This window comes from Lysinibacillus sp. G01H (assembly GCF_028872195.1).
Classification (GTDB): Bacteria; Bacillota; Bacilli; order Bacillales_A; family Planococcaceae; genus Lysinibacillus; species Lysinibacillus capsici.
Map to the genome: position 1 here is coordinate 3,841,778 of NZ_CP118397.1, position 13,739 is coordinate 3,855,516.

Sequence of the window (13,739 nt, forward strand, 5' to 3'; positions counted from 1 at the left end):
GGAATTATTTGGACGGAGACATATTGGAGATAACCATTAGGTTGGCGGCATTCGCCCTACTAATTATAATGACTGGATTTTTCGTTGCAACTGAATTTGCAATCGTAAAAGTGAGATCTACCCGCATTGATCAATTGCTCGCGGAAGGGCATAAAAAAGCGAAAAATGCAAAACGTGTTGTTTCAGATTTAGATGAGTACTTATCTGCATGCCAGCTAGGTATTACCATCACTGCACTTGGTTTAGGTTGGTTAGGTGAACCTACATTTGAAATCATTTTGCACCCAGTGTTTGAATTTCTAAATTTGAATGGTAGTATTACATCTATCCTTTCATTCATACTTGCATTCTCAATCGTTACGTTTATGCATGTTGTTATTGGGGAATTGGCGCCAAAAACATTAGCCATCCAAAAAGCAGAATTTGTCACATTAAACTTTTCTGGCCCATTAATTATCTTCCACAATATTACGTATCCCATCATTAAGCTATTAAATGGCTCTGCCCGTGGTTTAACAGGTCTTTTTGGCTTAAAGATGATGTCAGAATCAGAAGTGGCTCATACAGAGGAAGAGCTGCGTATGATTTTATCGGATAGTTTAAAAGGTGGAGAAATTAATAACTCAGAATATGAATATGTTAACAGTATTTTCGAGTTCTCTGATCGTCTTGCAAAAGAAATTATGGTTCCTCGAACTGAAATTGTCGGCATAGAAAAAGAGCTAACAATTAAAGAAGTGTTTGATTTAATGGGTGTTGAGCAATATACTCGTTATCCAATTCTGGATGGAGATAAAGATCATATTATTGGCTTAGTTAACATGAAGCATTTATTAACCGCTTACATTAAAGATCCTAAAAATGGTGATAAGCCTGTCATTGATTATATGCAGCCTATTATTCGAGTGATGGAAACAACGCAAATTAACGATCTATTACTAAAAATTCAACGTGAACGTATTCATATGGCCATTTTAATGGATGAATATGGCGGAACATCTGGTTTAGTGACGATTGAAGATATTATTGAGGAAATTGTCGGCGATATTCAAGATGAATTTGATGAAGACGAAATCCCGGAAGTACAAGAAATTGCAGAAAATCATTTTATTTTAGATGCTAAGATGCTTCTTGAAAATGTAAATGATATGCTTGGTACTGACATAGAAGATGATGATATTGATACTATCGGTGGTTGGTTCATGACGAAGCGTTTTGATGCGGTCGAAGGTGACAGTATTCAAGAGCAAGGTTTTGAATTTATCGCAAAAGAATTAGATGGTCACCATATTTTATACTTAGAAGTTCTGAAATTACCTAACAGTGATTTATCAAATGAATATGACGCGGTCATTGACTAAAATTGATTTGAATTGCCATACTTGTCGTGGTACTATTAGAAGCACGCTTGTATAATCCAGGCTATAAATATGGTCTTTTCTTCACACCTTATATAGGTGGGAGCAACGACCGTAATAAATAGATGAAAACGACTCCCTTTTTAAAAGGGGGTCGTTTTCTAATGTCCGAAAGTTTTGCGAGGAGGAAACAAAATGGAGCTCTATACAAATTTACGTCAAGGGGAAAAAGGTGCATGGCTATCCATTGGTACATATCTAATCCTAAGCTCTGCTAAGCTTACAATAGGCTACATTGGTACATCTGAGGCCTTAAAAGCAGATGGTTTAAATAACACAACTGATATCATTGCTTCCATCGCAGTACTGATTGGTTTACGCATTGCCCAAAGACCACCTGATTCCAACCATCAATACGGGCATTTACGAGCTGAGACTGTTGCCTCTTTAGTCGCATCGTTCATTATGCTTGTTGTGGGTCTCCAAGTATTAGTTAGTTCCTTAAAAAGCTTATGGGAGCCCACTGGTACGACACCCTCACTGTTAACTGCCTATGTAGCAATGGGTAGTGCAGTTGTCATGTATGTGGTTTACCGCTATAATTTGGCACTATCTAAAAAAATTAAAAGCGCCGCTGTTAAAGCAGCTGCCTTTGACAATCGTTCTGATGCACTTGTCAGCATCGGGACAGCCATTGGTATTTTTGGAGCCATTTTCGGCTTTCCAATCATTGATTCACTGACAGCTCTCATTGTTGCCTTTTTAATTATTAAAACAGCAGTAGAAATTTTTTGGGAAGCTGTTCAAAGTCTTACAGATGCATTTGATATTGATGAAGTTGAAACGTTATCGGTCTTAATCCGTAACGTGGACGGGGTAATGGAACTTTTAGACTTTAAAGGACGTGCCCATGGCAATATGTACTTCATCGACGTAACTGTCACAGTAGATCCTTATTTAAATGTCTTTGAAAGTCATCGCATAACCGAAGAAATCGAACATACCATTATGCGTGAAAATCGCTTTTGTCAAGTTCTTGTGCATATTGAGCCACATATCATTCCTCCACAAAACAAAGATAAGTCTCCTACCAATTGATTGGGTAGGAGACTTTTTTTATTTAATAGCTATATAAATATCCACTTGTGAATCATGTGGATTAGCGCATCGTTCATCATACAGTTCAAAGTCGCCTGTATATGTTCGTTCAACTTTAGAATTTGCAAACCATGCCCAAATCTCTTGCCAAGTTTGAATGACAACTTCAGGCATCACGCCTTTATCAGATGTAAAAACTAGATACTTAGCTGCTGGAATCATTTTTACTACTAAATCGGTTTGAATGTCATCATTATTTACTTCTACTCCGAGTGTAAGAGTATAATTACCATTCACATCCGTCTCATAGTCTGAATACAAACCATAGACATGACCATTTTTTTGCTCGGCTATTTGGTCCGTAATATTTTGCTGATAAAAGTGATCCCATAATTGCGGAATTTTAGCTTGCTCTGTTATTTCATTGGCATTACTTGTTTGAGTTGAAATACCTACGATTTTAAATGCGTTTAATTCAACTATTTTTGGTTCCCGCCACTCACTTTTTCTCCATCGTTTTAAATTTGGCAAAAAGGAAGTCAGCATATTACGTGCCTCATTTTCTGGCATACCATCTTGCATAAGATGCGGTACACAAATTTCAATCATTTCGTCTACTGTTAACTGGGGTTGTTTAAACTCGCCTCCCTCGTAACAATATGTACAATAATCCTGACTTTTTTCCCCTTCTTTTTCAGTACCCAATAATGCCTCTTCTACTAAAGGCATACCACAGCTTTGACAATATCTTTGCATCGTCATTCCACCTTTCGCTTTATTTGTACTTACTATAGCAAAGGAAACCTGACAACTGTCTGTCATCAATTATCTAGATTTTTATATAATTGAACAATTTCTAAAGCTTGTTTTTGAATGATATCTCTTATATAAAGTGGTGCCATAATTTTAATGCGGTGCCCAAAGCTTAACAAGAATCCATAAAGCCATTCATCTTCGGGTATAGATATATGAATCATAGATTGTTCATGGTCTATATGTTCTGCACCAAAGGATTCCTCCACCAATGTTGTAATGTCTTTATCAAAAGAAATGACCAAATCGACTACGTTTTGCGGTCGATGCCATTCTTTACCCCAAGGGAGTTCACTTAAATTCACTTCCTTACGCTCGAAGGTAGAATCAGCTTGAAACAAATGTTTCATTCTCGCAAGCTTAAATAAACGAAAGTCCTTTCTTAATGTACAATAGCCATACAAATACCACATCTTCCCTTTTTGAACAATTGTATGTGGTTCGACTATTCGTCTTGTCTGCTCACCATAAGTAGTAGAATAATGAAAGCTTATACAACGATTATTCTCTATAGCTGTCTTAAGCATCGTAATATGCTCTTTAAAGAGAGCATTTGGTCCCCATGGACTAAGATCAACAAATAGATGGTCCATTGATTGTTTTACATGATCATCAGCAATACTCGTTATTTTCTCGAGCACTGCTTCAGCGTGGGAATCTTCATAGGTAGTCAAAGCACTTTTAATCGCAATAGAAAGCGACGTGAGCTCATCCTTCGTCAAAACTTGCTTATCAACGCGATAACCATCGATTAAACTAATGCCACCGTTTACGCCTTGCTGACTAATAACAGGTACACCAGCACAGCTCAATGTTTCAATATCTCGATAAATGGTACGAATCGAAACATTAAATAACTCTGCTAATTCCTGTGCCTTAACCTTTTTACGGTTGATTAATATCATCGTCATGGTTAGAAGTCTCTCTAATTTCATGGTAAAATCTCCTTTCTTGCCATCCCATTATTCCTATATATACTGCTATTTTAATTAATAACCTATCTTTTTAAGTATTTTTTAAGTACTTTTTGAGTATTTTTTAAGACAAATGTACTATAATAACGCCTAATTATTGTTACAACAATTATACTATTTTAACAATAAAAGAAAAAACAAGGATTATGCCCATATACAACTTTCATTAACAATACTATGTTGTTTCATTTTTGTATAAGAATAGTTTGATTTTAACGCCTAAGCAATTATTTCAATTCTCTTAACACAACATAAAAAACTTTTATCTTCTATATAATGAACGGCGAAATTTTCTTTGAATGGATTTGACGCGATATGACAAACACATCGGGATTCATTGACTCTCACCCGTGAAAGAACTACAACATAAATTGCTTTTTTCTGGCATCAAATTTTTAATATTGAGTGATTTTCACTTTTCTTGCCCTTCACTATATATAGGAAGCCTTTTCACCCAAAATGAACTAGAGTTTAATGTTTTTAATTTAATTGTATAAAGGAGAGTTTGATGTGATTCGAGCCGTTTTAATAGACAATGAACCGTTAGCTTTACATTATTTTCAAAATAAACTACATGCCTTTCAACAAATTCAGGTGATTCAAACCTTTACAAGCGTAGAAGTATTTCTGAATGAACTACCAACTATGGAATTTGAGGCTATCTTTTTAGAAGTAAAACTTCAAGAATTATCAGGACTTGAAGTTGCTGATATTATCAAAACGGAACGTCCACAAGTCAGTGTAATTTTCATTACCTCCTATCATGAATTTGCATTACAAGCCTATGAAATTGGCAGTCTCGACTATGTATTAAAGCCTATCAGTCATGCACGTTTAGAAAAAACTGTAGCCCGTATTGAGCATGAATTTTCAATTCAGCAAATGCTTCAACAAGCTACACAAACTGTATTAAATGTACAATGCTTCGATCAATTTGCCGTCTATAGTAACAATAGTTTAGTGGCATTTAAAACAGAAAAGACAAAAGAATTGTTTGCTTATTTTATTTTGCATCCAAATATACCGATTCATCGAGATTATTTAATTGAAATTCTATGGCCAGATTTAGATTATGTACGGGCCAAATCAAATCTTCATACAGCTCTATCTTATTTAAGGAAAACGCTAAATACAATTGGCTACGAAAACTGTATTGTCTTTTCAAATAAATACTATATCTTTGAAAAGCCAAATATCGTATGTGATTTATACGATTTTCAAAAACTTCATGAAGATTTTTCAAGACTTGAATTTCCCTCTATTTCTTTGATCAATCAATGTCTTTCTATTTATAAGAATGGCTTATTTGTTTTTGATGATTATGAATGGTCAACTGCCTATAAAGATAAATTAATGAAATCATACATAGAGCTATTAGAAAAAGGGTTTCAAACAACGGTCTTTTCAGATACTGAAAGAGCTATGGAATTTTTACATGCATTAATAGAGTATGATCCCTATAATGAACAAAAACTTGAGCACTATTTATATACGTTAATACAGGCAGGGCTTCATGAACAGGCACTCAAAATTTTTCAAACATATACACAAAAACTAGAGGAAGATTTAGCACTAACGCCAAGTTCTACATTATTAGAGATATCTAAAAAATTATTTGTTCAACATAAATAATGTAAAAAACGGCGAGTGCTTCTATGTGAGTAGAAGCTCGCCGTTTATTTACATCCCACTACCTTCAGTTAGCCCGTGCTTAACAGCATACAGCGCTGCCTGTGTACGGTCTTGTACTTGAAGTTTTGTAAAAATATTCGAAATATGGGTTTTCACTGTTTTTTCTGTGACAAAGAGTGAGGATGCAATTTCCCGATTACTCTTTCCTTTTGTAAGCTCTGCTAGCACATCCTGCTCACGAGGTGTCAGCGGATTTAATAAATGGGGTGCATTCTGAGACTCCTGACGATCCATTTCAAGCGTTGTCGTTGCTTCAGGATGTAGAGTGTTTTCACCACGCATAATACGACGAATGGATAAAACCAATTCATCTGGCTCAATATCTTTTAACTGATAGCCTGCCGCTCCTGCCTCCATTGCTGGAACCACATGATCCCGATCAGAAAAGCTAGTAAGCATTAAAATTTCTATTTGTGGAAACTTCGCTTTGATGCGTTTAGTCGCCTGAATGCCATCCATTTCAGGCATGACTAAATCCATTAAGATAATATCTGGTTGAATGCTTTCTGCCAATGCAACAGCTTCGTGCCCGTTTTTTGCCTCTCCAACAACCTCAATATCCTTTTGTGTCTTTAAAAAAAACAGTAGTCCTCTACGTACTACGTGATGATCGTCTGCAATTAATACACGTATCATGTCCTCTCCCCCTTAATATGGCAAGCGGATTAGCAGCTCCGTACCTTTGCCAATTTCACTTACCCAGTCGGCAGTTCCACCCACTGATTTTGCACGATCCTTGATAGATTGTAAGCCCATCGAAAGCAACTTTGTATTATTGTCAATGACAAAGCCTCGCCCCTCATCACGAATAACCAACAAAATATCTGTTGATGTAACAGTAATATACAATGCTGCCTCTAATACACCTGCATGGCGACGTACATTATTTAACGCCTCTTGGGCTACGCGAAATAATGTTTCTTCAATACGTGAGGGAAATTGCAATACGCCTGAAACTGTAACATGTAGTTTTAAGCCAAGCATTTCAGCGTATACTTTCATGGCCTCAAGTAAACCATTTTCTAATCCTTTAGGTCGCAATTGCCAAATTAACGCACGCATCTCTGTAAGTGCGTCTTGTGTTAAATGCTGAATTTCTTTAAATGTTTCTTTCACTTCGTAATCATCCGTCATTTCAATGCCAGCCCTAGCTGTTAACGTAACCGAGAAGAGTAGTTGATTGACTGAATCGTGTAAATCACGGGCTAGGCGATTACGTTCCTTCACAAGTGCCATTTCCTGCTCCTGCTTTGTCAGTAAAATTCGCTTAATAGCTGAACCCATCTGAAAGGCAACTGATTCTAATAAAGCAAGCTCCTCCTCTGAAAAGCGCACTGTATCCTTAGATGCGACATTTAATACGCCAAAACGTTCTTGTCCAGATTGAAGGGGTACTGTCGCATGATGCGTGATGCCTTCATGATCCCCAACATTTGCGGCTATGGCACTTTCAATACGCTGACACTCGATAATATTAGAGGCTTTTTTTAGCTCTTCATTACGATAACGCGATACACACCAACAACCGCCCTTTTTTAAATAATGGCAATTGTTATATTCCAATGCCTCTGGTAGATTTTCATGGACAACAAGTTCTGAACGCCCCTTTGCATCAATAAAAAAAATCCAACCTGTTTCAAAATTGGTGCCATTTAAAAACTTGATGAGCGCACCTTTTAGCATTGTGACAATTTCAGTTTCTTCATTTAATAGTTCAGCAATTTCTTTTAAAATACTGATATTGGAATGCTCATTCTCCCTCACGAAAACACACCTCTTCTTTAGCATTACTATTGTTAATGATACCATTAAGCTATTGAAAGCGTCTGCTTCCACCGTTCATACTTTAGACTGAAATTCATCATATACCTTATTTTGTGTAAGTTGATTTACATATAAAACTAGAACCACTATAATCGAACAAGGACATGGTTTATGAAGGGAAGATTGAATATGTCTAAAAAAGAAGAAAATGGCTTATTATTTATTTGGATTGTTTCTGCTATAGCAACGTTAGGTTCATTATATTTTTCTGAGATTCGTCATTATGAACCTTGTAAATTATGTTGGATTCAACGTATTTTTATGTACCCAATTGTTATTATGACGACAGTAGCATTTATACAAAAAAATGCGCGTATTGCTGTCACAACAGCTGTATTTTCTGTGATTGGCGGCTGTATTTCACTTTATCATTACGGAATTCAAAAGCTTAGCTTTTTAGCTGAAAATGCTCCCTCCTGTGGCGCAGTTTCTTGTACAGGACAATATATTAATTGGTTAGGCTTTATTACTATTCCGTTTTTAGCATTAACTGCATTTATTTTAATCGCAGGGGCAAGCTTTTATTTAATAAAAGCTTCTAAAGCTGCAAAATAATCGGAAGACCGTGTTCTACCTTTGGAATACGGTTTTTTCTACGGAGGAAGATCTATGTTTCATTATGAAATTGCTGAAGATAACTTAAGTGTGGAAGAATTGCTACGTAATCAGTGGCGACTTGGTAAAAAACTCGTTCATGAATTGCGTATGGCCAAAGCCATCACATTGGCAAATGATGAGCTGATTCAATGGAATACACCTTTACAAACTGGAACAATAATCAAATTTACGTTTCCTGTTCCAACTTCTAGCTACAAACCAACACCTGTATGTGCTATTGATGTAGTCTATGAGGATGACCATTGTTTAATCGTATCAAAGCCAAAAGGTATGGCAACACATCCTAATGATGCTCGTGATACACATACATGTATGAACCATGTTATGGCACATATCAAAGAACAAGGTGGCATTTATGCTGAACATGTTCATCGTCTTGATAAAGGGACACAGGGCCTATTACTGGTAGCAAAGCACCCTTTAGCAAAGTCCATTTTCGATCGAATGATTGAAGAAAAAACCATTATTCGTACGTATGCAGCAGAGGTGCAAGGTAATTTACGAACGTCTTCGGGAACGATTGCTGAACCAATTGGCAAAGACCGACACCATGCCACAAGACGTGTTGTGTCCAAAACTGGACAGCATGCTGTAACACACTATGAAGTGGTGGCACGTTACAAAAATTCCTGTGTCGTTCATCTCATACTTGAGACTGGGCGAACACATCAGATTCGTGTGCATTTAGCCTATATCGGCCATCCAATTATTGGAGATACAATGTATGGTGCACGAGAAACAGCAAATGATGACTACGAACTGCATGCCATTCAATTAGAATTTGACCATCCTTTTTTAAATCAACGTATTATTGTCAAGGACGAGCAATAAGAAAAATCCCGCCTCTATTGGAGTGCGGGATTTACTCTTTTTTAAAAATCAAATTTAAAATGATCAGGATCTTGTCCAAATCGTTGGTTACGATTTAATGTTGCCATTTTCTCCATTTGATCTTGGGTTAATTCAAAATCAAAAATCTGTGCGTTTTCCTCAATTCGGCTCAGTGTTACGGATTTGGGAATAACGAGTGTATCATTTTGTAAATGCCAACGCAGTACCACCTGAGCAGGGGTTTTATCGATTTCTTTCCCAATCTCAATAATGGTAGGATCAGCAAGTACACCACCACGTCCTAGTGGAGACCATGCAGTAACAGCAATTTGATGCTCACTACAAAATGCGCTTAATGGCTTCTGTTGTAAATATGGGTGTACCTCCACTTGATTAACCATTGGTGCAGTATTTGCCTTAGCCAATATTCTTTCTAAATGATGCTCATGATGATTCGATACACCTGTTGCGCGAATTAATTTTTCATCGTAAAGGCGCTCAATAGCTCGATATGTTTCTTCAAATGTTTCAGGGACAGCCCAATGTGTTAAATATAAATCTAGGTAATCCATATTTAAATTCTTTAGCGAAACCTCAAAAGCACGTAATGTTGCATCATATCCTTGGTCATTATTCCATACTTTTGTTGTAACAAAAATATCTTCACGACGAATGCCTGAATGACGAATAGCTTCTCCTACCTCTACCTCATTCCCATATAAGGATGCTGTGTCAATAGCTCGATAACCGTATTGAAGTGCTTTATCAATAGCCTGTAATGTTTCCTCACGTTCTGTCATTTTGTAAACACCTAAGCCAAAACGAGGCATTTCTACACCATTTGATAATGTTTTCGTTGATTGTAAATTCAAAAAGCACAACCCCTTTCTTATCCTAGTTCCATTATACAAAAAATTGGATTTAAGAAAAATAAAGCGGCTGGTTTATAAACTACTTTTTCTTCTGTTCAACATCTTCCAATTGAATTGGATCAGCGATTCGCTCATCCTCCGCAAGCTCTAGACCATCACGTAAATGCTCCATCTGCTTGCCCAAATCTTTTAATTCTTTCATATCTCTCACCATTGTCCCGTTTTCAATATTTGGCACCTTTTTTTCCATACTGATCACCTCACTTTTAGTTTTCCCGATATCAAGCTGTTTGAACCATTTCTGACATATTTTATTCTGCTATGTCGTTTCATTTTTAAAGTAGATAGGCTATACTAAAAAGAGATTTCTTTATAACATGAGGAGGGTTACTTCCATGAAATTATTATTAATCATTGGTGTAACAGTTGCTTTCTTAACAGCTATTTTCACTGCTGGATACGAAGGCGACTACAAAGCTGACAAATAATAGTTCAAGAAAATCACTAAGCTTTTAGAAAAGCTTAGTGATTTTCTTTTTTTGTGGAACAATAGAAATACTTGACTTTCCTTTATTTTTAAAATAAACTAACTTACATAAAGTAACTTAATGAAGAAAGATAACTATTTGGAGGTATTCTATATGCATTTTCATGAAAAACCTAACACATATGTAACGAATGTTGAAATAAAAGTGAGTGATTTACACCGCTCTTTAACCTTTTATCAAGAAATTATTGGCTTTAAAGTGTTACAACAAGATTCACATAAAGCTACGTTAACTGCCGATGGTGAAACAGCTCTATTAACTATAGTTCAGCCTAAAACCGTGGAAGATAAGCTTAGCATGACGACAGGACTTTATCACTTCGCCCTATTATTACCCAGTCGACGTGACTTAGCTAATGTCATTTCTCATTTTCGCGAAAAAAGTGTTTATCTTGGGGCTTCTGATCATGCTGTAAGTGAAGCACTCTATTTAAATGATCCTGATCATAATGGAATCGAGATTTATTCAGATCGTCCTGAAAGTGAATGGGCATGGCATAACAATCAGGTGCATATGGTGACAGAACCACTCAATATTCGTTCTATTTTAGAAGAGGGCGATGGAAACTGGCTTGGTCTGCCTGCTGGCACAGTAATGGGTCATATTCATTTATCGGTCTCCAACTTGGCTGAAGCTGAGCAATTTTATACAAAGGGATTAGGTTATGATATTGTCACACGCTATGGGTCCCAAGCATTATTTATTTCTACAGGCCGTTACCATCATCATATCGGTTTAAATACTTGGCACTCAGAGAATGCACCAAAGCTTGGAGAAAATCAAGTTGGCTTAAAAACGTTCTCATTACGTTTAGATAACGAAGAACAAGCGGCAACTATGATAGATAATCTTCGTGGTATAGGTGCACCTGTTACAGAAATCGTCGGAGGGTTCCAAACAGAGGATCCTGCGGGAAATGTTATATTATTAAAGTTATAGAATGAAAAAAGCAGTTCTCACAAGCGGAGAACTGCTTTTTAATGTAAACCTGGATATCCTTGTTGACGTAATGCCTCATAGATAACAATCGCAGCCGTATTGGACAAATTAAGTGATCGCACATGATCACTTTGTGGAATACGTAAGCACATATCTCGGCGTTCATAAGCAAAGTCCTTCGGCAAACCTGTAGTTTCTTTTCCGAACATAAAATAAATATCTCGGTCTTGATTACTAAAATCATTTTTCGTAAACGGCTCATCACTGTATGTTTCGATTAAATAAACATCTCCGTTTTTAGAGTACTCTATAAAATCCTCAAGTGAATCATGATAGACAATATTTACACTATGCCAATAATCTAAGCCCGCTCGTTTCAGCATTTTATCATCCGTAGAAAAACCTAGCGGACGAATTAAATGGAGCGATGTATTAGTACCCGCACAGGTACGTGCAATATTCCCCGTATTGGCTGGTATTTCTGGTTGATATAAAACGATATGCAATGGCATAACGACACACTTCCTTATTAAATATTTCTTTAAGTTAGCTCTTTTTAGAGTTTAACGAAGTCTGACTCTTTTGGAGCCGTTGTTCTCCCGGTTTGATCGAGTTTCTCTTATTTTGGAGCGATGCTTCTTTTTTTAGAAGCGGCTCTTCTCTCATGTTGAGCGGATCCCTCTTCTTTTAGAGCGGCTCTTCTCTCGGGGTGAGCGGATCTCTCTTCTTTTAGAGCGGATTTCTCTTCTATTGGAGCGACTCTTCTCTCAGATTGAGCGGCTTCATCTTCTTTTAGAGCGGCTTCTCTCACGGTTTGAGCGGGCTTCCCTTATTTTGGAGCGGCTCTTCCCCCAGTTTGAGCGGCTCTCTCTTCTTTTAGAGCAGTTCTTCTCTCGGTTTGAGCGGATTCCTCTTCTTTTGGAGCGACTCTTCTCCCAATCGTAGGGACTCCAATCAATTGATTTCATTCCTACATTGAACTGTAGTTAACCAATTGTCCCAAGATCCAATCTTACTTAAAAAACTGCAACCCTTTATAAATTTCACTTAGCACTTCTTCATCCTGCTCGGTAGCTTCTGCTTCATGTAAGGCAGTTTGAGCTGTATCCCCGCCAATCTTACCCAAAGCCCATGCGGCTGTGCCTCGAATGACAGGACGGTCATCTTTATGAAGTAGAGCAATCAAATCTGGTATGGCTGCTTCCTCTTTAAAATGAGCAAGTGCCAAGATGGCATTACGTTGGATAGGTTTTTTTCCACGCCATGAGCCGGAGACGTGACCATACTTCGCCTTAAATTCTCGATTGGAAATCGTTAAAAGCGGTGTCAATAATGGTTTGGCTAGCTCTGGATCTGGTATAAATTCTTCATGTATCCAGTTAATTTTCCCTTTATTTTTAGGACATACTGTCTGGCATGTATCACATCCATAGAGTCGATTACCGATATGACTACGAAACTCATCTGGTAATGTTCCCTTCGTTTGAGTCAGAAAAGCAATACAGCGCTGTGCATCCAATTGTCCACCTTGAATTAAGGCTCCCGTTGGACAAACATCCAAGCACAGTCGACAATCTCCGCATTCATCCTCCATTGGCTTATCTGGCGCAAATGGAATATTTGTAATGAGCTCTCCTAAATACACATAGGAACCAAATTCAGGCGTTATAATCGAGCAATTTTTCCCGCTCCACCCAATGCCTGCACGCTCAGCTACAGCCCGATCTACAAGGGCTCCTGTATCAACCATTGATTCAATACGTACACCTTTGACATGTTCCTCAAGCCAAGCGGATAATAGCTTTAAACGCTCACGTAATGCTGTATGATAATCGACACCCCATGAAGCACGGCAGAAAATTCCACGTCGCGCACCCCTTTTACCAATTGGTGCATTTTGCATACGTGAAGGGTAAGCGACAGCTATTGCTACAATACTCTCTGCTTCATCTAATAATCGAAGGGGTTCTGTACGTTTTTGAATATCACTTTCTTCAAATCCAGACTGATAGCCAAGCTCCTGCTGGCGACGCAATCTGTTTTTTAATTCTGTAAAGGGAGCTGCTGTTGTAAAACCTATTTTATCAACACCAATGGACATCGCATATGCCACAAAATCACGTTGTAGGTCGTGTATGTTCATTTTATTTCCAACTCCTTACATGGTACAAT

14 protein-coding genes are annotated in these 13,739 nt (G+C 37.4%); 6 read left to right on the top strand and 8 right to left on the bottom strand.

The features are described 5' to 3' along the window. Positions 1-41 precede the first annotated feature (41 nt). Positions 42-1,361 (top strand): hemolysin family protein, encoded by a 1,320-nt coding sequence (locus PSR12_RS19550; RefSeq protein WP_221681392.1) that lies wholly within the window; start codon positions 42-44, stop codon positions 1,359-1,361. A gap of 192 nt (positions 1,362-1,553) precedes the next feature. After that, positions 1,554-2,456 carry a cation diffusion facilitator family transporter gene (locus PSR12_RS19555; protein ID WP_274770200.1) on the top strand — a complete coding sequence of 301 codons (903 nt, stop codon included), beginning with the start codon at positions 1,554-1,556 and terminating at the stop codon, positions 2,454-2,456. 18 nt (positions 2,457-2,474) lie between these two features. Here the strand turns inward: PSR12_RS19555 and PSR12_RS19560 are convergent, their stop codons facing one another. Together PSR12_RS19560 and PSR12_RS19565 are read right to left on the bottom strand one after the other, a co-directional pair. Further along, positions 2,475-3,212, bottom strand: a complete 738-nt coding sequence (locus PSR12_RS19560; protein ID WP_221681124.1) for an effector binding domain-containing protein — start codon at positions 3,210-3,212, stop codon at positions 2,475-2,477. A gap of 65 nt (positions 3,213-3,277) precedes the next feature. Further along, positions 3,278-4,204, bottom strand: coding sequence for a helix-turn-helix transcriptional regulator (locus tag PSR12_RS19565; protein WP_274770201.1), 927 nt, complete (start codon positions 4,202-4,204; stop codon positions 3,278-3,280). Positions 4,205-4,753: 549 nt separating this feature from the next. On the opposite strand from PSR12_RS19565, the gene PSR12_RS19570 reads away from it, so the two are divergent. Continuing rightward, complete coding sequence (locus PSR12_RS19570) at positions 4,754-5,875, top strand: response regulator (RefSeq protein WP_221681117.1); 1,122 nt, start codon at positions 4,754-4,756, stop codon at positions 5,873-5,875. Positions 5,876-5,923: 48 nt separating this feature from the next. On the opposite strand, the gene PSR12_RS19575 is transcribed toward PSR12_RS19570, so the two are convergent. Next, on the bottom strand, positions 5,924-6,571 hold the full coding sequence (locus PSR12_RS19575) for a response regulator (protein WP_004230823.1): 648 nt from the start codon (positions 6,569-6,571) through the stop codon (positions 5,924-5,926). A 12-nt stretch (positions 6,572-6,583) separates the two neighbouring features. Then, entirely contained in the window at positions 6,584-7,699 is a 1,116-nt protein-coding gene (locus tag PSR12_RS19580) for a GAF domain-containing sensor histidine kinase (protein ID WP_004230825.1), read from the bottom strand. A 189-nt stretch (positions 7,700-7,888) separates the two neighbouring features. On the opposite strand from PSR12_RS19580, the gene PSR12_RS19585 reads away from it, so the two are divergent. Both PSR12_RS19585 and PSR12_RS19590 read left to right on the top strand, forming a co-directional pair. Continuing rightward, positions 7,889-8,314 (top strand): disulfide formation protein C, encoded by a 426-nt coding sequence (locus tag PSR12_RS19585; protein WP_221681116.1) that lies wholly within the window; start codon positions 7,889-7,891, stop codon positions 8,312-8,314. Positions 8,315-8,368: 54 nt separating this feature from the next. Continuing rightward, a complete protein-coding gene (locus PSR12_RS19590) occupies positions 8,369-9,208 on the top strand; it encodes an RluA family pseudouridine synthase (RefSeq protein ID WP_221681114.1) in 840 nt (279 codons plus the stop codon). Between the two features lie 41 nt (positions 9,209-9,249). On the opposite strand, the gene PSR12_RS19595 is transcribed toward PSR12_RS19590, so the two are convergent. Further along, positions 9,250-10,080, bottom strand: a complete 831-nt coding sequence (locus tag PSR12_RS19595) for an aldo/keto reductase (RefSeq protein WP_274770204.1) — start codon at positions 10,078-10,080, stop codon at positions 9,250-9,252. Between the two features lie 79 nt (positions 10,081-10,159). Continuing rightward, positions 10,160-10,330 (bottom strand): hypothetical protein, encoded by a 171-nt coding sequence (locus PSR12_RS19600; protein ID WP_004230831.1) that lies wholly within the window; start codon positions 10,328-10,330, stop codon positions 10,160-10,162. Between the two features lie 391 nt (positions 10,331-10,721). On the opposite strand from PSR12_RS19600, the gene PSR12_RS19605 reads away from it, so the two are divergent. Then, a complete protein-coding gene (locus tag PSR12_RS19605) occupies positions 10,722-11,567 on the top strand; it encodes a VOC family protein (RefSeq protein WP_221681113.1) in 846 nt (281 codons plus the stop codon). Positions 11,568-11,605: 38 nt separating this feature from the next. Here PSR12_RS19605 and trmL read toward each other — a convergent pair whose 3' ends face one another. Then, on the bottom strand, positions 11,606-12,079 hold the full coding sequence (trmL, locus tag PSR12_RS19610) for a tRNA (uridine(34)/cytosine(34)/5-carboxymethylaminomethyluridine(34)-2'-O)-methyltransferase TrmL (protein WP_221681111.1): 474 nt from the start codon (positions 12,077-12,079) through the stop codon (positions 11,606-11,608). Positions 12,080-12,579: 500 nt separating this feature from the next. After that, entirely contained in the window at positions 12,580-13,710 is a 1,131-nt protein-coding gene (gene queG, locus PSR12_RS19615; protein ID WP_274770206.1) for a tRNA epoxyqueuosine(34) reductase QueG, read from the bottom strand. Positions 13,711-13,739 lie beyond the last annotated feature (29 nt).